This is a genomic window from Tenuifilum sp. (genome assembly GCF_037481895.1).
Lineage (GTDB): Bacteria > Bacteroidota > Bacteroidia > Bacteroidales > Tenuifilaceae > Tenuifilum > Tenuifilum osseticum.
Map to the genome: position 1 here is coordinate 16006 of NZ_JBBFKU010000009.1, position 20183 is coordinate 36188.

A 20183-nucleotide genomic window follows, 5' to 3' on the forward strand; every position below is an offset into this window, starting at 1 on the left:
ATTTTGCTTTGTAACATAGGAAATTATACTAATTTTACGCGTCAAAAATAAAAGAGTAACTGATTTGATATGATGAGATTTAGGCTTTTGGCACTTGCCATGTTCTTTATAGGGGTTTCAGCATTTGCCCAGGAAAAACCGTTTAGCTACGAACTTCCAAAAAGATATTGCGTTAAGGAGATCACTGTATCGGGGGTAAAGTTTCTAAATCCTGATGTTTTAATCTCCATGACCGCTATTAGTATTGGCGACACCATTCAGGTTCCGGGTGAAGCAATTACCAAAGCAGTTAAAAAACTGTGGGGGCAAGGACTTTTTTCAAATGTAGATATTAAAGCCTCTCGTATTGAAGGCGATGATATTTACCTTGAGATCAGCCTAACTGAGCAACCCCGCCTAACTACAGTGAATTTTACTGGCATTCGTAAAGGTGAGGCCGACGACCTGAAAGATAAGCTTAAACTCCGAAGCGGCTCCCAGCTAACTCAAGCCACCTTAGAAAATAGCATCATCATAATAAAGAAGCATTACAGGGCAAAAGGATTCCTGAACGTTGATGTTAATCCCGTACTGGAAAATGACACCATAATAAGCAACGGAACAAAGCTAACCTTCAATATCCAGAAGAACGACAGGGTTAAAATTGGTGAAATCACCTTTGAGGGTAACAAAGCCTATAGTCAGGCACGCCTACGCCGGGCATTAAAAAAGATACACCGCCGCGACCTCAACATCTTTAAATCGGCTAAGTTCATTGAAGCTGACTACGATGAAAGTTTGGATAACCTCGTTGCCTTTTACAACGAGCACGGCTATCGCGATTTTAAAATTCTAGGCGATTCCATTTACACCATCAACCCCAAAAGAATTGGTATCCACTTCAAAATTTTCGAAGGGCCACAATACCATATCCGCAATATTGAGTGGGTTGGCAATACCAAATTGCCTGCCGAGGCGCTCACGGCCGTTCTGGGGATGAAAAAGGGTGATGTTTATGATAGGAGTTTACTTGAAAAACGTCTCTTTACCGATGAAAACTCAATCTCAACCATTTACATGGACGATGGATACCTTTTCTTCCATCTTGAGCCAGTAGAGGTTCAGATTCAAAACGACTCGGTTGACCTTGAAATGAGAATTTATGAAGGCGACCAGGCTACCGTAAATAGGGTAATTATTGCCGGTAATACAAAGACCAATGAGCATGTTATCCGCCGTGAGATTTGGTCAAAACCCGGATACCTTTTCAGCAAGTCCGAAATAACCCGAACCCTCAGGGAACTTGGCCAGATGGGTCATTTTGACCCCGAAAAACTAGGGATTGATCCCCTGCCCAACCAGGCCGATGGAACCGTGGACCTTAAATATTCGGTTGAAGAAAAGGCCAATGACCAGCTCGAGGTATCGGGGGGTTGGGGTAACAAGATGTTTGTGGGAACCATTGGTATCCGTTTCTCAAACTTCTCGGTTCGGAGAATTTTCGATAAAGATGCCTGGCGTCCCGTTCCATCGGGCGATAGTCAGTCATTAGCAATCAGAGCATCAACCAACGGAACATACTATAAGGCATTTAGCCTTTCGTTTACTGAACCCTGGCTAGGCGGACGTAAGCCAACTAACTTCTCCTTCTCGCTTTACAGAACTATCCAATCAGGTGGAGTTAGCTACTTCTATCAGTCGAGCGATAAATACTTCAGGGTGAGCGGGGCTTCCGTTGGAATAGGAACCCGTTTGAAATGGCCCGACGATTACTTTACCATTTACAATGAGGTGGGAATTCAAAACTATAAGCTGAGCAACTGGTCAGGGTACTTTATCTTTACCGATGGGCAGTCGAACAACCTTAGCTACAAAGTTACCCTTGGCCGAAACTCAACTGACCAGATGATATACCCCCGAACCGGCTCAAACTTTTCGCTCTCGCTTCAAATTACCCCGCCCTACTCCCTTTTCAATGGCAAGGATTACAGTAAACCCATGGCCGACTCGGAAAAGTACAAATGGATTGAATACCACAAGTGGACTGGAAGAATACAATGGTATATACCTCTGGTTGAAAACTTGGTTCTTTACACCAATTTCCAGATGGGGGTAATGGGGTATTTTAATAGCAAGCTGGGCCATTCACCATTTGAGGGTTTTGACCTTGGCGGTGATGGTATGTCGGGATACAACCTTTACGGAAAGGAAACCATTGGTCTAAGGGGTTACCAGAACGGCTCACTTACACCATACGTTCGCATAGGTGAGAGCCTAGTTGGGAATGCACACCTTTACGACAAGTACACCGTTGAGCTGCGATACCCAATCTCACTAAAGCCGCAGGCTGCAATTTATCTGCTTACCTTCCTTGAAGCTGGTAATGCCTGGCAGAACGCTGGCGATTTTAATCCATTCAACGTTCATCGCTCAGCTGGTGTTGGGGCTCGCTTTTTCCTTCCCATGTTAGGAATGTTAGGCGTTGACTGGGGATATGGTTTCGATAAGGTGCCTGGACGTCCCGATGCACATAAGGGTCAGTTCCACTTCATTATTGGGATGCCTTTTTAATCCTTACGGTTAAAACTGTTAAACTTGGCATACAAATTGTGTGACTTTAACCTGAACCAAATATTAAAAAGTTATGAAGAGAACCATTCTGATATTAGCTGCACTTACAATTGGACTTGGGGCTTGGGCTCAAAAATTTGCCTACGTCGATACAGAGTACATACTCAAAAAAATACCATCGTATAAAGCCGCACAGGAACAACTCGACAAACTTTCAGAGCAATACCAGAAAGAAATTGAGGAAAAGTATGCCGAGGTTGACAAGATGTACAAGGACTACCAAACCGAAAAGGTACTCCTGACTGAGGAAATGAAAAAGAAACGTGAGGATGAGATCATAGCCCGTGAACGTCAGGTTAAGGAGCTGCAGATGAAGTATTTTGGTCGCGATGGGCTACTTTTCAAGAAGCGTGAGGAACTGGTTAAACCCATTCAGGATCAGGTTTTTAACGCAATCAAAGAGATTGCAGTTGAGGGGGGGTACGCAGTAATATTTGACGCTGCCGCCTCACCTAACATGATTTACACTAACCCACGATTCGATAAGAGCGAAGAAGTCCTACAGCGCTTAGGTTTTAAATAATTTTTATATATTTGCTTAAACTAAAAACGATAAACAATGAGAAAGATTCTTGGATTAGCAATAGTTGCTCTACTAACATTTAGTTTTTCAGGAGTAAAGGCCCAGAACTATAAATTTGGTCATATTAACAGCCAGGAAATACTAAAGGCTATGCCCGATAGGGATAGCGCTGAAGCAAAAATTAAGAAGTATGCTGAATCGTTACAGGATCAGATTGAGCAACTTCAGGTAGAATTCAATAAGAAGTACCAGGATTACCTGCAAAAACGAGCTACCTTCACCGATGCAATCCGTGAGATGAAAGAAAAGGAACTCACCGATATGCAGCAGAGGGCTCAGGAATACCAGCAGGTTGCCGAGCAGGATTACCAGCGTTATCAAGCTGAAACCATGAAACCTGTAATTGATAAAGCCGACGCAGCCATTAAAAAAGTTGCTAAAGCAAATGGGTTTACTTACATTTTTGATACCAGCTCGGGAGTTCTCCTTTACTTTTCAGAACAGAGTATCGATATTACTCCGTTGGTTAAGAAAGAGTTAGGCATTACAAAGTAAACTTACAATAACTTTAAATTTAGGGGGTAAACTGAACTTTGTTCGTTTAGCCCCTATTTTATTTACAATTGAAAGTAAATGAGCGGCAATTGTAATCCAATAGGAATTTTCGACTCCGGTGCGGGTGGTCTAACAGTTCTTTCAGAACTGGTTAAGGTTATGCCCTACGAGAAGTACATATACTTTGCCGATTCAGCAAATTGCCCTTACGGTTCCAAACCTGCCGAGGAAATTATCAACCTATCGGACAAGATAACACGCTTCCTAATAACAAAAGGTTGCAAGGTTATAGTTGTGGCCTGCAACACAGCAACGGCAGCTGCAATAGATTACCTGCGAAACTCATACAGCATACCATTTATTGGAATGGAACCAGCAATTAAACCCGCATCGCAAAATACTAAAACCAAAAGCATAGGGGTTTTGGCTACGGCTGGAACTTTTAAAGGACGATTGTACATTGAAACCAGCCGAAAATACGCCGCCGATGTTAACGTATGCTACCAGGTGGGCGAAGGGTTAGTAGAACTAGTTGAATCAGGAAAAGCTGATTCCCCTGAGGCAGAACAGCTCCTGCACAGATATATCGACCCAATGGTTGATTGTAACATTGACCATCTGGTTTTGGGCTGTACCCATTACCCATTCCTAAAACCTGTGCTGGAGAGAATGCTACCCAATCATGTCACCATTGTGGACCCTGCACCGGCAGTTGCCCTGCAAACTAAAAGGATAGCCGAAAATAATGGGTTGCTATGTAATCAAAATCTAGTAGATAGCACCAGTATCGATTTTTACTCAAGCAGTAATACTGAGGTACTTAAGCTGCTCGTTGAAATGAACATTAGACCACAATACAGGATTGAAGATTTATACTTTAACAATGTGAAACTGTAAAAACCCTATTGTATCTGTAAGTAAATTTTACTCATATGCGCAAAGAGGTTGAAATAGTTATTGAGAATACCGGACAAAAGGTTCGTGTAACTCCCGGGCACTCACTTCTGGAAATTTCAAAAATATTCGAAATAAAATCCGATTACCAGATTCTGGGAGCAATGGTTAACAACCAGCTCAAGGAGTTAGACTATGAGGTTTTTACACCAAAAACAGTTCGGTACATCGATATTACTCACCCTGCAGGAATGCGGATGTACCATCGGTCGCTATTTTTCCTGCTTCAAAAAGCTGTACGCGATATTATCCCCAGTTCCAAAGTACGAATTGAGCATTCCGTATCCAAAGGCTTCTACTGCGAGATTGACGGCTGCAACCTGCCCCTGGAATTACCGCTTATATTCAACATATGCGATAGAATGCGCGAGATTGTGGCGGCAGATTTGCCATTTCGGCGCGATAAGGTATTAACATCCGATGCTATCAAACTCTTTAGGGATTTGGGTTACGAGGACAAAGCCAGGTTATTCGAAACTCGTCCTACCCTTTACACCTCAGTTTACTATCTTGGCGACATGGCCGATTACTTCTTCGGAAGTCTTGTTCCATCAACGGGCTACCTAAAAGTGTTTGACCTCACTAAGTATTACGATGGTATGCTGCTGAGGGTGCCTAAACGGTTCCAGCCCGATGAAGTGGAAGATGTAGTAATTCAGAACAAAATGTTTGAAATCTTTCAGGAATATAAGGATTGGCTTGAGATTTTAGGCGTTGAGAATGTAGGAGCTATTAACCAAGAGGTAGCCAAAGGAAATGCCAGTGAACTAATAAAAATTTCAGAGGCATTACATGAAAAAAAGGTTGCCGACATTGCCGATAGAATACACCAGCAACCCGAACCGGTAAGGCTTGTACTTATTTCCGGCCCGTCATCATCGGGTAAAACAACTTTTGCTAAGCGTTTAGCAATTCAGCTAAAGGTTAATGGTTTAAAACCATATACCATCTCACTCGATAACTATTTTGTTGACAGGGAGAAAACCCCTAAGGATGAGTTCGGAAACTACGACTTTGAGGCACTGGACGCGCTTGATGTTGATTATTTTAACAATGACCTGGTCAGGCTGCTTAAGGGCGAAGAGGTGGAAATACCAAAATTCTCTTTTGAGGAGGGTAAGCGCTTTTTTGATGGCACCAAACTTCAGATTGAACCCAATGGCGTAATAATAATTGAGGGTATTCATGCCCTAAACCCAGCATTAACCCACTTAATCCCTAACAACCAAAAGTTCAAGGTTTACGTTTCGGCATTAACCTCTATTTCAATCGATGGCATAAACCGAATACCAACCACCGATAATCGGTTAATACGCAGAATAGTAAGGGACTATCGGTATCGAGGGTATAGCGCACTGGATACCATTGGCAGGTGGGAAAGTGTTCGTCGTGGCGAGGATAAAAACATCTTCCCATTCCAGGAGGAGGCCAACGTTATGTTTAACTCAGCCTTGCTTTACGAGTTTAGCGTTTTAAAACGCTTTGCTGAACCAATAATCCAGGAGGTTCCGCCAACCCGACCGGAATACGATGAGGCTCAAAGGCTGCTTAAGTTCTTAAGCTATTTCACTCCAATATCGGAACGCGAAGTGCCACCTACCTCAATCATACGTGAGTTTCTGGGAGGTAGCACTTTTTCCTATAAATAGCACAAAGTTTTCAACAGTGTATCGTACTGATTTATTGCTGTTTGTGCATTTTTTGTTAGTAACAATTACTCGTTTAAAAGCCCAAAAGATTAGATTTTTGGGCTTTTTTGTTACATTTTAAACAATTATTTCTTAATATTGTAACTAATTAACCCTATTGTGAACCTAAACCTTAGCCCAATAAACGATGCCTAGTATCGTTACAGTGTTATATAACCTGGTTGGCATTACCCTACTGAGTTTCCTGATTGGAAACGATGTAGCATTAAATGTAAATGTTCCGAAGGCAGTAAATGCCGGTAGCGAGTTTGACGTTGAAGTTATCTTGAAAAAGGGAAACCTTAGCGGTTTTGCTCGCCTACAACAGGATTTACCCATGGGTTTAACAGCCCAGCTAGTGGAATCGTCGCTTGGCGACTTTTCATTTGACGAACAAAAACTCCGATTCGTATGGCTTCGGCTTCCTGAGGGTAAAGAGATGCGTTTGGTTTACCGGGTAAAGGTTGACGAGAGGCTTAAAGGGTCGTTCACACTAAAAGGTACATTTGCCTACGTTGACAATAATGAACGAAAAACAGCCGAATTCCAAACCTCCACCATTAGTATTAACCCATCGACCAGGATTGACCCCAATTTAATTGTTGACATTAACGAGTTTCAGACCATTATTCCACCACAAGCGCCAGTTGGATTTGTGGCTAGCAATGTTAGATGCATAAGGCAAACCCCTATCCCTTCAGGTGCTGAGAATGACTATCTGGTAAAACTACTAGTAAACAAGGGTAATGCCCAGAAGTTTGCCAAAATTGAAGAAGACGTTCCTGAAGGATTTACAGCCGAAGCGATTGAAACCAAGGATGCTGTTTTCACCTTTAAGGACCAAAAGGTTAAATTCCTTTGGATGAACCTCCCGGCCGAACCCCGATTTGTTGTATCCTACAAACTCATTGCCCCCGATGGGAAAGGAAATATTACCGTTAGCTTAAAGGGAACCTTCTCATACCTTGTGGGAGAGGCTACTAGGGTTATAGATATCATTCAAAAGGATATCGACCTAACGAACATCGACCCTGCTGCGCTTGACGGACTAATTTCTTCAACTTTCTCAACCGAAGGAGCAAATATCATCTCAGGATTTACCCCTTACTCCGAAGGTGGAATTGATATTCCAATTGAGTATAAAAAAATTGAAGACAAGCCAAAACCTAAAGCCAAGCCGGAATTTGATATGGAACCCTTTATGCTTATGCCCGAAAAAGGGGTTTACTATAGGGTTCAAATTGCAGCCGGACATAAGCCCATTGATATTAAACGATACTTTACCCGCTATAACATCAAGTATGATGTTAGAACTGAAAAACATGAGGGATGGTACAAGTATTCCATCGGTTCTTTCAAGGAATACAAGGAGGCTCGCGATTTTAGAATACTTATTTGGAATTCCACAAGAATTAACGATGCCTTTGTTACTGCTTACAACAACGGAACTCGAATTACTGTGCAGGAAGCGTTAATGATTACTAGTCAAAAGTGGTACAGGTAGTTTTATGAAAAAACTAATTAAATTACACTTAGGGAGGTTAGTAACTGTTTTAGCACTTTTGGTGGTGCTACCAAATGCGCTTCATGCCCAAATTGATGAGGAAGAATACTATAAGGGAATACTCGATACCATAGTTGAAGTTCAAAACCCAGTTTACAAACCGGTAATTTCGTTGGGTGTTGGTTACCTGAGTTTCTGGGGTGATGTACGAAATCCTATCAGTTCCCCTCTTTACGGGAATGTTGCAGGAAAGCTTAATGTTTCCAACCTGGTGGGCCGCAAGCACTACTTTAAGGGAAATATCTTTGCCATATATGGCGATATTTTTGCCCACGACCCCAAGCTCTCCTACCTTATGCAACAGCAGCCTTTGCCCCTCGACGATTTGAATAATCCTATTTTTGTTAACTCGGCCTTTAAAACCAACATCTTCCAGTTAGGATTATCGTTTGAGTACAACTTTGGCCATGTTTTTGGCCCTGCAAAACGCTTTAAACCCTTCCTATCAGTAGGTTTTTCAACCATTTTCTTTAGCCCAAAGGGCAATTTCCTCAACAACGGATCGGGGAACTTTTACTATTTCTGGTCCGATGGAACCATGCGAAATTTCCCTGAGAATGGGCCCGATGCCTACCGTGCAAGAATAGTGAGATTTGACAGCGATTACGAAACCGATTTGTCAGGAAAAGATCTCTATAAGCAGGGTAGTATCTCGCAACAAACTTACTCAGTTCCAATTGATCTTGGGTTCGACTTTTATCTCTCCGATAGGGTAAACCTAAGGGTGGGAACTGCTTTTAATTACTGCTTTAGCGATAAAATTGACAACTACGACAGTAAAATAGCCAAAGCCCAAGGATATCCTGTTAAGAATAATATCAAGGATATATTTAGCTTTACCTACTTTACCATGAATTTCGACCTGTTCTCCGATCCAAAAACAATTCTTGTGGAGAGGGTTTTTGCTATGCTGGGTGAGGATTACGATTACGAGATTTTCTTTAGCGATGCAGATGGAGATGGCGTTTTCGACAGGTTTGATGAGTGCCCCGACACCCCGGCTGGTGTTGCTGTCGATTCAATAGGTTGCCCATCCGATACGGACTTTGATGGTGTATTCGACTACATGGACAAGGAGCCTAATACCCCGGAGGGCGCTATTGTTGACGAAAATGGTTCGCAGGTAACAGCCGATGTTCTGGCTGCCATGTTTAACCGAAAGAGCGAGGCTGTTTCGCGTAAGCAGGTTCGTTTAATCCCTGTTACCCACGTTTGGTCGCGCAGTTTGAACTATACACCGGGTAAGATTCCCGAAAAACTCAGGGTTGTTGACTCCGATGCCGATGGATACATATCGTTCCAGGAACTGATGAGGGCAGTAAATGAGTTTTTTGACGGCACAAACAACCTTACCCTTCAGGATTTGTACGACCTAAACGAATACTTCTTTGCACAGTAACCCAAACCTAACCAATATATATTCTCACAAAAACCTATTTGGTTTTAAAAGGAAAGAGGCTGGTTTTTATACCCAGCCTCTTTGATTTTCATAATAATCCTTGAGAATAATGAACAAAATTAAAATGTGAACATACTATTAAAAACACCAAAATACTAAATTGTTTAGCCCTTAGTAACTTCCCTCAAACTCCATTATATTCCGATTCATTCCACCCTAAAGTCACGCAATTAACGGATCACGTTTAACGGTTCACGTTTAACGGACTATAACTTCCTCTAACTTCATCATATTCTGTTACTCCGGCTCATTCCGCCTCATTCCTCTAGAAATTTGCCCTGTTGAATATGCTAACCCAGGTAACTCAGGTTGATGTGTCTACCTACTTCTTATCGCCCCCTAAGCCAACAACCTGGTAATCGGCAACACTTAGTGTTCTAGATATATTTGGATTAAACTCCTTTATCCAGAAATCGGCACGGGCATTAGAGTTTGCATCCTTGAAATGCATTTCAAGCACTGTGCCCAATAGGTAAGCTGTCCCTCCAGTAGCCAGGTACTGGAAACCATTCATGTGTCCAAAAGCCTCGGAGTAGTTATACTTTATATCGTTCGTAGCCCAAAGCTCTACCTTGCCTTCGGGGTTTTCATAAACGTATTCCTTACATTTATAGCCCAGAATATTTTTTGTGCGTCCTGTGGCCTTATAGTACATATTATAGGCCGATAAATCTTCTTGAGGAACTGGCTCGGCGAGCTCATCCTTCCCCTTTTCCTGTTGGACTGAGTCGGGTTCAAAGTTCATGGCTATACCGCTTTTCTCACCATCCTTATCGCTTAGAATGAGCATTGCCTTGTTCTTGTAGTCAAAAATCATCAATGATTTTTCCTTCTTCCCCGTTTCGCGATTCAATGCCTCAAACTCCATGGCAAAGTTTTGCGAGTTCTTATCGAAATAAAAGGCGTATGCACCCTTGTTAACCTCTGTTGATGCGGAATCGACCGACTCAATATCCATCTTCATGCTTGAAGTAAAATTGTAGGCCGGATCAAACTTCACATTTTTGAAACCCATTAGCCCCATCATCTTTTGCTGCATATACCTATCGGCAGCGCTTGGCTGCTTCTTTTCCTGTTTTTCAGGCTGCTCCTCCTGCTGTTGTTCTTCAACCTTTTTTTCATCCTCGCCACGTTTCAAACTTTTAGCTACGGCTTTTTGGGCTTTATCCTTTAGGAAACCGCCTACTTGAGCCTCGGTTACCATGGTTACGCCCATTAGGGCAATAATCAAGGAAAATGCAAATGTTTTACGTACCATTTTTTTAAGTTTATATGTTTAAAGTAATGCAAGTTAACCAAATGATTTGAACATTGTGCTGACTGTCAGGTTATTTTTTGGAAAATATTTCAATACTTTTGCGAAGTAACAACATGATTTATGCAGAAAGGGAAAGAAACAAAGCCTCATATTGGTATTTATGGCCGCAGAAACAACGGCAAGAGCTCGTTAATTAACCTGCTTGCCGGGCAAAATGTTGCCATAGTATCGGACTTTGCAGGTACAACAACCGACCCAGTAAAAAAGTCGTTTGAGATTACCGGATTTGGACCTGTAATACTGGTTGATACTGCCGGAATTGACGATGTGGGTGAGCTTGGACAGAAAAGGGTTGAAAAAACCCTACAATCCATTAACCATATTGACCTTGCCCTGTTGGTGGTTACCTCAAATACTTGGGGCGATTATGAGGAGATGCTGGTAAACGAGTTTATCAAAACCGATACACCATACCTAGTGGTTCATAACAAGAGCGACATTGAGCCTGCTTCCAGTATTTTTAAGGAAAAGCTGAGTGGCAAGAGGCATTCGGGATTTATTGATATCAGCTGCAAATCCCAAACCCAACCCGACGAACTTATTAGCCTAATCAAGAAAGCCATTCCCGAATCGTCGTATAGGACACCCACGCTGCTTGGCGACCTTATATCGTACGGTGATATTGTTTTACTTATCACCCCAATTGATGTTGAAGCTCCCGCAGGCAGGTTGATACTCCCGCAGGTTCAGGCCATACGCGATGTTCTAGACAACGATGCCGTGGCAGTTGTTCTTAAGGAACGTGAGGTTGATGCCTTCCTACGTAAAACACAGGTTAAACCTGCATTAGCCATTACCGACAGCCAAATTTTTGTTAAAGCCGATGCATCAATCCCCCGCGACATTCCGCTAACCAGCTTTAGCATACTTTTAGCCCGCCTGAAGGGCGATTTTGAAAACTACCTTAAGGGCACTCCAAAAATATCGGAGCTAAAGGATGGCGATAGGGTGCTTCTGCTTGAAAGCTGCAACCACCATGTTTCATGCGACGATATTGGTAGAGTTAAGATTCCAAGGTGGATATCGAACTTTACCGGGAAGCAGCTCGAGTACGATGTGGTTGCAGGCCTCGATGCCCTACCCCGCGATATTAAGGAATACTCACTTGTTATTCAGTGTGGTGGCTGTATGATTACCCGCAAGCAACTTATTAACCGCTTGCGTCCGGCCATAGAGGCAGGCATACCTGTTACCAACTACGGAATGGCTATTGCCTATGTTCAGGGTATTTACCAGCGTGCCATTGCACCTTTTACAGCAAACAAGGAATCGAAAGCCGATTACCTCTAGGCTTTAGTATGGGTCAACATCAATGGCGATAACCACCGTGCTGGTTTCCCTTTTTTGCTTTAACATCGTAATACTATACCTAATAAACTCCTTGATTCGCTGCAAGGGCTGCTCACGCTTAATCTTTACAAGAATCTCGAGTATATATAGCCCTTGTACTCTCGAAATTATTGGAGGCTCAGGCCCCAGTACATTCTCACCCAGCGAATGCCTTAGGGTTTTTGCCAGATTCTCAGCGGTATCTTCCAAGTGATGCTTATCCTTATGTTTGAGGGTAATCCGAACAAGGCGGTAAAAAGGCGGATAGTGGAATCGGTTACGCTCTGCTAGCTGCCATTCCCAGAAAGTAAAAAAGTTGTTACCTGTAACGCTTTTAATAACGGGATGATCGGGCTGCGCTGTTTGAATAATAACTAAACCCTGCTTCCCCTTTCGCCCAGCCCTACCGCTAACCTGAGTAATCAGCTGAAAACTCCGCTCAAATGCTCTGAAATCGGGGAAATTAAGCATATTATCGGCATTTAGAATGCCTACAAGACTAACCCGGTCAAAATCGAGCCCCTTGGAAACCATTTGGGTGCCAACCAGAATATCAATTTTACCTTGCTCAAAGCCCGAAATAATTCGCTCATACGATGAGCGGGAACGGGTAGAATCCAAATCGATACGCTCAATAACGGCATCGGGGAAGAATACCGAAAGTTCATCCTCAACCTTTTCGGTTCCAAAACCCTTAGGCTGCAGGTTTGTACTCCCGCATGCAAGGCATGAACCCATCTGCTCCATACCAAAGCCGCAGTAATGACATGTTAACTGATTGGTATACTTGTGGTAGGTAAGCGTAACATCGCAATGCTCACAGTGGGGCACCCAACCGCAATCGGCACACTCAATAAAAGGAGCATACCCTCGCCTGTTCTGGAAAAGTATTACCTGCTCCTTTTGGGAAAGAGCGTTCTCGATGGCACTCAGGAGAGTATCGGAAAAGTGCGACTTCATTCGCTTTCGCTTACGAGCGTCGCGGGTATCAACCACAATAGTACGTGGTAATTCCAAACCACTAAAGCGCTCCAGCATCTTTACTAATCCAAACTTACCGGATTTAGCGTTAAAGTAAGTCTCTACTGCCGGTGTTGCGGTACCAAGTAAAACCTTAGCCCCAACCTGTTTGGCTAGGACAATAGCAGTATCACGAGCGTGGTATCGGGGTGCAGGGTTGTACTGCTTGAATGTATTTTCATGCTCCTCATCAACAATTACTAACCCTAAATTTGAAAAAGGCAAAAAAATTGAAGATCGAACGCCGAGAATTACATCGAAAGGCTCCTCGCTTAGCATTTTCAGGTAAACCTCAACGCGCTGAGAGTCTGAGAACTTGGAATGGTAAACACCAACCCTATTCCCAAAAACTTTGCGCAGACGATTAATTATTTGTGTGGTCAATGCGATTTCGGGTAACAGGTAAAGCACCTGTTTCCCATTTTGCAATGCTTGGTTAATAAGATGAATGTAGAGCTCAGTTTTTCCGCTTGAGGTAACTCCGTGCAGCAGCACAATATCGTGTGAGCTAAATTGGTTTTGTAATTCGTTGAGGGCGTTAATCTGAAAATCTTCCAGGGCAAGGGGGTTACGAGTAGTAGGATCGCTATTAGCATTATCAATCCTTGAGGTTTCAACCTCATCCTGGACTATATATCCTTTGTCAATTAACGACTTTAAAACGGATGCCGACACATCAACCTTTTCCAGCAGGGTTTTCCTGAGAACCCTTGCAGTAGATAAATCGTTTGGAGTAGTTGCCTGTGAGGCAATAGCAAGTATTAGCCTTTGCTGTGCTGGTGCACGTTTAAGTGAATCAATAAGCTCACAGAGCTTTTTCTCATCGGAGTATTCCGGTGCCAAAGCAATATAATTTTCGGTTTTAGGGCGATAATCGGACTCTATATCCTCAGTTATGAAAAGCAATTTGCGCTCCAACATCGATTTTATAACGCTCATAGGATGTTTGAGACCCGACTTTTGGGTAAGCTGCTGGATGGTAAGCTTACGCTTTTGCCCTAGCAGATGGATAAGGGTCATCTCCTCATCGGAGAGGTCAATTTCATCAAATTCGCCAGAAGCAATGTAGGTATCGCTCTCCATTTTTAATCCCGATGGTAGCGCAGCTTTCATTACCTCGCCAAGCGAGCACATGTAGTACTCAGCAAGCCATTCCCATAACTTATACTGGCTAGGAAGCACAATAGGCGTAGTATCAATAACCTGTAAAATATCCTTTACCTGTTGTACCTGGGGTTTTTCAGAGTGTACCCTGTAAACCAGAGCTGAGTAAAGCCTGCGTTGGCCAAACGATACAACAACCCGGACCCCAGGTTGAATCATTTTTTCCATCTCAAAGGGTACGGAGTAGGTGTATGTTGCCTGAAGAGCTAAAGGCAAAATAACATCAGCATAAAGTTGGCTTGTCATTATAACAGCTTTTTCACTCTGGAAAGTTATATAAAATAGTTGTTCATGCTAAGGCTTAAGCCTAACTGTTAATATCTTTATGGAGCTAACTGAAACAGCAAAAAACTTGCTTACAACATTTTGTGTTTTTATCAATGAAATGGTAATGCAAATCATCAATTATCTTCGTTTTGTCAAAATAATTTTACTAACTTGCGAAAAAATTATTCCTTGCGGAAGTTTATAAACAGGGTAGATTAATTGAATTTTTAGAAGCGATGAAGGATTTGTTTAAACTTAAAGGTAAACTTTTAGTCCTAATAGTTGTTAGTGTTATTATATCCGTAGGTTTAAGTTCATGCCATAATAATATTCCATGTCCGGCCTACGCAAGTGTGGTAAAGTAAAGTATATTTGTATAAAATTTTGGCCTATGAAAACTAGAAGAATCGTAACTGGATTATTGCTACTTGCATTTGTAGCAGTATTAGCAAGTTCATGCTCCAAAAAAACTTGCCCAGCCTACAGTAAAATTTACCGTAGTACAGTAGTTAACAACTAGGCTATCCTATCTTGTATTGCCCACAAAGGATTTGTCAATCCTTTGAAATATTGAATATTACAGGGTTTCTCGGTAAGAGAAACCCTTTATTTTTATTCATTATCAAGGTTTTATGTGTTAGTCGGTACACAAAATGCGTGTTGAAAAATTATTTAGAATGTTAAATTAGTTCATATGCTTTAGATGAAAAGCAAAATTTAATAACTTGTACTGCCAATTAAACCGATAAACTATGATTGAAATGTTTAACTCATCGATTGGGAAAAAGCTGGTAATGAGCATAACCGGATTGTTTCTAATGGTATTCCTGCTAGTTCATTTAACTGTAAACATGCTGCTACTGGTGGGCGATGGTGAGGTTTTTAACCGAGCAGCTCATTTCATGGCCAGCAACCCTGCCATTAAGGTAATTGAGCCCTTGCTGGCAATCGGCTTTGTGTTTCACATTATCTATGCAACCTACCTTACCATTAAAAATCAAAGAACAAGGCCAATAGGTTACTCAAAAACTACTTCTAATGGTCTTTCAACCTGGTCGTCGAAAAATATGTTCATTCTGGGTACTACCATTTTCATTTTCTTAATCATACACCTAGCAAATTTCTTTTGGAAGCTAAAGTTTGGAACCGTTGAAACCATTACTTACGGGAGCGACACTATGCCCAACGCATACGCATTGGTTTCGGGTCTTTTCATAAGCTACTGGTGGTACGATTTGCTTTACGTGATTGGTGCAATTTTTCTTGGATTACACCTGAGCCATGGTTTTTGGGCTGCATTCCAAACCCTTGGATGGAATGGTACAAAATGGCTAAAACGCCTTGAGGTGTTAGCCTATGTTTACGCCATTATTATTGGAACGGGATTTAGCATCATCCCAATCTATTTTTTACTGTTTAAGTAGATTTTAATCCGATTATAAATATCGACAGCTATGAGTAAGCTAAACGCCAAAATACCTGAAGGCCCATTGGCCGAAAAATGGACTAATCATAAAGCGAAACTCCGACTGGTAAACCCAGCCAACCGACGAAAACTCGACATTATTGTGGTAGGAACAGGCCTTGCAGGTTCATCGGCAGCATCAACACTTGGCGAACTGGGGTACAACGTAAAAGTGTTTTGCTACCAGGATAGCCCCCGAAGGGCTCACTCCGTTGCAGCACAAGGCGGAATAAACGCTGCTAAAAACTATAAGAACGACAACGATAGCGTTTACAGGCTATTCTACGATATGATTAAGGGTGGCGATTTCAGAGCCCGTGAAGCAAATGTTTACCGTGCTGCTGAGGTAAGTAACCTTGTAATTGACCACTACACCGCACTGGGAGTACCTTTTGCCCGTGACTATGGTGGATTAATTGAAAACCGTTCGTTTGGGGGCGTTCAGGTTTCAAGAACCTTTTACGCTAAGGGACAAACCGGCCAACAGTGCCTTATTGGCGCCTACTCCGCCCTCTCGCGCCAAATTGATAAAGGAACTGTTACTATGTACCCCCGCAGGGAAATGATGGATCTTGTTGTAATTGACGGAAAAGCACGAGGGATTATAGTTCGCAACTTAATAACCGGCGAGATTGAGCGCCACTCGGCTCATGCAGTAGTCTTAGCCACTGGAGGTTACGGCACAATCTATTACCTCTCAACACTCGCGCTAAACTCAAATGGCTCAGCCGCATGGCGTGCCCATAAACGTGGCGCATTGTTTGCCAATCCAAGTTTTGTGCAAATTCACCCAACCAGCATTCCGGTGCTAAACGACCACCAGTGCAAGCTTACCCTCATGTCGGAATCGTTAAGAAACGACGGCCGGGTGTGGGTGCCAAAAACAAAGGGTGACCCCCGCAAACCCAACGAGATACCAGAGGACGAACGGGACTACTACCTGGAGCGTCGTTACCCTGCTTTTGGGAACCTTGTTCCGCGCGATGTGGCCTCACGTGCCGCCAAGGAACGCTGCGATGCCGGTTACGGGGTTGGCCCAACAGGCCTATCGGTTTACCTCGACTTCCGCGATGCCATTCAGAAAAAGGGCCGTAAGTACATTGAGGAAAACTATGGCAACCTATTTGAAATGTACGAGAAAATTACAGGAGAATCGCCTTACGAGGTACCCATGCGCATTTACCCTGCTGGCCACTACACCATGGGAGGGCTATGGGTTGACTATAACCTGATGACTACCATCCCTGGCCTATACGCCATTGGCGAAGCCAACTTTAGCGATCATGGGGCAAACCGCTTAGGTGCCAGCTCACTCATGCAAACCTCGGGCGATGGTTACTTTATACTACCCTACACCATTGCCGATTACTTAGCCGACGAGATAAAAACTCCCAAAATTCCCACCAATACCCCTGAGTTCGATGCAGCCGAAAAAGAGGTTAAGGAACGGATTGAAAGGTTAATGGCAATTAACGGAACCGAAACGGCTACCAGCTTCCACAAGCGGCTTGGAAAGATCATGTGGGATTACTGCGGGATGGTTCGCAACGAGGAAGGGCTTAAAAAGGCACTTACATTGCTCGATGAGCTAAAGGATGAGTTTTGGAAAAACCTTAAGGTTCCCGATACTGCCAGCGAGCTGAACCAGGAACTGGAAAAGGCAAATCGCGTAGCCGACTTTCTTGAACTCGGTAAACTTATGGTTTACGATGCACTTAACCGTAAGGAAAGTTGCGGGGCACATTTCCGGGAGGAAAGCCAAACTGAAACAGGAGAGGCCAAACGCGACGACGAGAACTACTCATACGTTGCAGCCTGGGAGTTTACCGGCGATGGCAAGGAGCCAATACTCCATAAGGAAGAGCTTAAATTTGAATACGTTAAGCTTCAAGAGCGCAGCTATAAATAGCATCTCATCAACCATATAATACTAAAGGCTATGAAGGTGAAACTCAAGATATGGCGACAGAAAGATTCCCTTAGTAAAGGAAAATTCGAGGTTTATGAGCTCGATAATGTTGCCCCCGATATGTCGTTCCTTGAAATGCTCGACTCGCTGAACCAGCGACTGGTTAGGGAGGGAAAAAGCCCGGTGGCGTTCGATCACGACTGCCGCGAGGGGATTTGCGGTTCCTGCGGCATCTACATAAATGGTCGACCCCATGGAAACGACCACCGAACCACCACCTGTGAACTGCGTATGCGCCGCTTTAAGGATGGCGAAACCATTACCATTGAGCCCTGGCGTGCAGCAGCTTTCCCTGTTGTGAAAGACCTAGTGGTTGACCGCTCAGCCTTTGATAAGATTATACAAGCTGGAGGTTACATTAGCGTGAACGCAGGTGCCGCACAGGATGCCAATGCTATTCCTGTACCCAAACACAATGCCGATGTTGCCTTCGACACGGCATCGTGCATAGGTTGTGGGGCATGCGTGGCTGCTTGTAAAAACGCATCCGCAATGCTCTTTGTGGCTGCCAAAATCACCCACCTCGCACAATTTCCACAAGGGCGGGTTGAAGCACCCGAGCGGGTTAAGCGTATGGTAGCCAAAATGGATGAACTAGGTTTTGGCAGTTGCACTAATACACGTGCTTGCGAGGCTGAATGCCCAAAGGGTATTTCCATTAGCACAATTGCAAAGCTAAATCGCGAATATATCACAGCTAAACTTAAGGACTAAAAATGCCAACTAAAAAAGATAAATCGCCCGACATACTGCTTGTTCCGGTTGATTTTGGGGACTACTACGAAAAGGCCATTGAATTCGCTCAGAAATTAGCCCCAATTACAAAATCACAAATCCATTTACTTCATGTTCTTGATTTAAAGGATTGGTGGCTCGATGAGGTTAAAGAGGAACGGCTTATCAATGAGGCCTTTAATAAACTGCTTAACATATCGCGCCAGTTTGGATTACCTGAGGACTCAAAGCTGATGGTGCTAACCGGAAAACGACACCATAAAATTGTGGAATACGCTGAGCAGGAAAACGTCCGCTTTATCCTTATGGTCGATAATTACCCATTTGCCCAGGAAGGAAAAAGAATTGGATCAACCCTGGAGAACGTGATAATGAAGGCTACCAAGCCTGTAATAACCGTAAAAACCGTTCCTGAAACAATCTTTAAGAATATGCTTGTTCCCCTGGATCTGACTAAAAATTGCCGTGTAAAACTATTTAACTCTGTTGCCCTTGCTCTAAAATTCGACTCTAAACTAAACATCGTATCGGTAATTTTTGGGGATATCGACCCTGAAAAAAGCCGAATAAATGAAAAGATTGAAAAGTATGCGGCTGTTTATGCTGAAAATCACATACCCCATACTAAAAAATTGATTCGCAAGGATGAAGATTTTGCATATCAGGAAATACTTGATTACGCCGATGAAATTAAGTGCGACTCCATTATAATTATGACGCACAAGGAAAACGTGGGCTTTGATAACTACGTGGGCGCATTTGCTCACCACATTATCAATGAGGCCAAGGTCCCGGTTATCAGCCTTAACAATGCATCATCAACACAAACAACCAGGGATTTACTGTCGTCAATTATTGATCCCTTAAATATTTTTTAGGGTGTTGGCTCACCAATTTGCCTAAATATGTTATAAATTTGCAGTGCAAACAGGCGGGAGTAGTTCAGCTGGTAGAACATCAGCTTCCCAAGCTGAGGGTCGCGGGTTCGAGTCCCGTTTCCCGCTCAAACGTAAAGGGGTTAACCCCTTTACGTTTTTTTATATAGCTTTATTTAGCTACAACCATGAGCTTAAACCTGTTTATGTAAAACAATTAAACGGGTTGATGTTCATTTTTTTGATTAATTTTGCAGTTTAGTAAAAACGGATTAAATGGCAGTAAAAAGAGTAAAGAAAACATCAAACACCGAGGATTTACTTACGTGTATAGTTGATGCTATTCAAGAAAAAAAGGGGAAAAACGTTGTATCGCTTGAGATTGGAGCTTTGCCGAATGCCGTATGCAAGTACTTTGTTTTCTGTAATGCCGACTCCACCACACAGGTAGATGCCATTGCAAACAATATTGAAGATAAAGTGTTAGAGAAGCTGGGCGAAAAGGTTTACCGCTCCGATGGTTACCAAAATGCAATATGGATTGTACTAGACTACATCGATATAGTAGTGCATGTATTCCAAACCGAATGGCGCAACTACTACCGTGTTGAAGCACTTTGGGCCGATGCTAAAGCTATACAGTACGAAGAAGTTTAACAATAATACGTAATAATAGAAATAGTCTTAT

The 20183-nt window shown here is 42.9% G+C and carries 15 protein-coding genes and 1 tRNA gene; 14 read left to right on the top strand and 2 right to left on the bottom strand.

What is annotated here, in order from left to right:
• Window positions 1-69 precede the first annotated feature (69 nt).
• From bamA to WHS63_RS04070, 7 genes are all read left to right on the top strand, one after another.
• Window positions 70-2550: an outer membrane protein assembly factor BamA gene (gene bamA, locus WHS63_RS04040; RefSeq protein ID WP_445204003.1), complete on the top strand. Its 2481-nt coding sequence runs from the start codon at window positions 70-72 to the stop codon at window positions 2548-2550.
• Window positions 2551-2623: 73 nt separating this feature from the next.
• On the top strand, window positions 2624-3133 hold the full coding sequence (locus WHS63_RS04045; RefSeq protein WP_369488692.1) for an OmpH family outer membrane protein: 510 nt from the start codon (window positions 2624-2626) through the stop codon (window positions 3131-3133).
• A gap of 36 nt (window positions 3134-3169) precedes the next feature.
• Window positions 3170-3688, top strand: coding sequence for an OmpH family outer membrane protein (locus WHS63_RS04050; RefSeq protein ID WP_369488694.1), 519 nt, complete (start codon window positions 3170-3172; stop codon window positions 3686-3688).
• Window positions 3689-3766: 78 nt separating this feature from the next.
• Window positions 3767-4585 carry a glutamate racemase gene (gene murI / locus WHS63_RS04055; RefSeq protein ID WP_445204004.1) on the top strand — a complete coding sequence of 273 codons (819 nt, stop codon included), beginning with the start codon at window positions 3767-3769 and terminating at the stop codon, window positions 4583-4585.
• A 35-nt stretch (window positions 4586-4620) separates the two neighbouring features.
• Entirely contained in the window at window positions 4621-6291 is a 1671-nt protein-coding gene (locus WHS63_RS04060) for a nucleoside kinase (RefSeq protein ID WP_445204005.1), read from the top strand.
• 187 nt (window positions 6292-6478) lie between these two features.
• Window positions 6479-7834: an SPOR domain-containing protein gene (locus WHS63_RS04065; RefSeq protein ID WP_445204006.1), complete on the top strand. Its 1356-nt coding sequence runs from the start codon at window positions 6479-6481 to the stop codon at window positions 7832-7834.
• 4 nt (window positions 7835-7838) lie between these two features.
• Window positions 7839-9293, top strand: coding sequence for a hypothetical protein (locus tag WHS63_RS04070; RefSeq protein ID WP_445204007.1), 1455 nt, complete (start codon window positions 7839-7841; stop codon window positions 9291-9293).
• A gap of 382 nt (window positions 9294-9675) precedes the next feature.
• Here the strand turns inward: WHS63_RS04070 and WHS63_RS04075 are convergent, their stop codons facing one another.
• Entirely contained in the window at window positions 9676-10611 is a 936-nt protein-coding gene (locus tag WHS63_RS04075) for a DUF4412 domain-containing protein (protein ID WP_445204008.1), read from the bottom strand.
• Window positions 10612-10731: 120 nt separating this feature from the next.
• Here WHS63_RS04075 and hydF point away from each other — a divergent pair, with 120 nt between their 5' ends.
• Window positions 10732-11961 carry a [FeFe] hydrogenase H-cluster maturation GTPase HydF gene (hydF, locus tag WHS63_RS04080; protein ID WP_445204009.1) on the top strand — a complete coding sequence of 410 codons (1230 nt, stop codon included), beginning with the start codon at window positions 10732-10734 and terminating at the stop codon, window positions 11959-11961.
• Between the two features lie 3 nt (window positions 11962-11964).
• On the opposite strand, the gene priA is transcribed toward hydF, so the two are convergent.
• A complete protein-coding gene (gene priA / locus WHS63_RS04085) occupies window positions 11965-14430 on the bottom strand; it encodes a replication restart helicase PriA (protein ID WP_445204010.1) in 2466 nt (821 codons plus the stop codon).
• Window positions 14431-15203: 773 nt separating this feature from the next.
• Between priA and WHS63_RS04090 the strand changes: the two genes are divergently transcribed.
• From WHS63_RS04090 to rsfS, 6 genes are all read left to right on the top strand, one after another.
• Entirely contained in the window at window positions 15204-15875 is a 672-nt protein-coding gene (locus WHS63_RS04090; protein WP_445204011.1) for a succinate dehydrogenase cytochrome b subunit, read from the top strand.
• A 30-nt stretch (window positions 15876-15905) separates the two neighbouring features.
• Complete coding sequence (locus WHS63_RS04095) at window positions 15906-17825, top strand: fumarate reductase/succinate dehydrogenase flavoprotein subunit (RefSeq protein WP_445204012.1); 1920 nt, start codon at window positions 15906-15908, stop codon at window positions 17823-17825.
• A 30-nt stretch (window positions 17826-17855) separates the two neighbouring features.
• A complete protein-coding gene (locus WHS63_RS04100; protein WP_445204013.1) occupies window positions 17856-18599 on the top strand; it encodes a succinate dehydrogenase/fumarate reductase iron-sulfur subunit in 744 nt (247 codons plus the stop codon).
• A gap of 2 nt (window positions 18600-18601) precedes the next feature.
• Complete coding sequence (locus WHS63_RS04105; protein ID WP_445204014.1) at window positions 18602-19498, top strand: universal stress protein; 897 nt, start codon at window positions 18602-18604, stop codon at window positions 19496-19498.
• Between the two features lie 53 nt (window positions 19499-19551).
• Window positions 19552-19624 (top strand) — tRNA-Gly (locus tag WHS63_RS04110).
• 147 nt (window positions 19625-19771) lie between these two features.
• Window positions 19772-20152, top strand: a complete 381-nt coding sequence (rsfS, locus tag WHS63_RS04115) for a ribosome silencing factor (RefSeq protein ID WP_369488716.1) — start codon at window positions 19772-19774, stop codon at window positions 20150-20152.
• Window positions 20153-20183 lie beyond the last annotated feature (31 nt).

Bases quoted from the DNA above. Each gene is read 5' to 3' on its own strand.
- WHS63_RS04105 (WP_445204014.1), top strand. From the start codon at position 18,602: ATGCCAACTAAAAAAGATAAATCGCCCGACATACTGCTTGTTCCGGTT.
- hydF (WP_445204009.1), top strand. From the start codon at position 10,732: ATGCAGAAAGGGAAAGAAACAAAGCCTCATATTGGTATTTATGGCCGC.
- rsfS (WP_369488716.1), top strand. From the start codon at position 19,772: ATGGCAGTAAAAAGAGTAAAGAAAACATCAAACACCGAGGATTTACTT.
- WHS63_RS04070 (WP_445204007.1), top strand. From the start codon at position 7,839: ATGAAAAAACTAATTAAATTACACTTAGGGAGGTTAGTAACTGTTTTA.
- WHS63_RS04090 (WP_445204011.1), top strand. From the start codon at position 15,204: ATGATTGAAATGTTTAACTCATCGATTGGGAAAAAGCTGGTAATGAGC.
- WHS63_RS04075 (WP_445204008.1), bottom strand. From the start codon at position 10,611: ATGGTACGTAAAACATTTGCATTTTCCTTGATTATTGCCCTAATGGGC.
- WHS63_RS04095 (WP_445204012.1), top strand. From the start codon at position 15,906: ATGAGTAAGCTAAACGCCAAAATACCTGAAGGCCCATTGGCCGAAAAA.
- WHS63_RS04045 (WP_369488692.1), top strand. From the start codon at position 2,624: ATGAAGAGAACCATTCTGATATTAGCTGCACTTACAATTGGACTTGGG.
- priA (WP_445204010.1), bottom strand. From the start codon at position 14,430: ATGACAAGCCAACTTTATGCTGATGTTATTTTGCCTTTAGCTCTTCAG.
- WHS63_RS04050 (WP_369488694.1), top strand. From the start codon at position 3,170: ATGAGAAAGATTCTTGGATTAGCAATAGTTGCTCTACTAACATTTAGT.
- murI (WP_445204004.1), top strand. From the start codon at position 3,767: ATGAGCGGCAATTGTAATCCAATAGGAATTTTCGACTCCGGTGCGGGT.
- WHS63_RS04060 (WP_445204005.1), top strand. From the start codon at position 4,621: ATGCGCAAAGAGGTTGAAATAGTTATTGAGAATACCGGACAAAAGGTT.
- WHS63_RS04100 (WP_445204013.1), top strand. From the start codon at position 17,856: ATGAAGGTGAAACTCAAGATATGGCGACAGAAAGATTCCCTTAGTAAA.
- WHS63_RS04065 (WP_445204006.1), top strand. From the start codon at position 6,479: ATGCCTAGTATCGTTACAGTGTTATATAACCTGGTTGGCATTACCCTA.
- bamA (WP_445204003.1), top strand. From the start codon at position 70: ATGATGAGATTTAGGCTTTTGGCACTTGCCATGTTCTTTATAGGGGTT.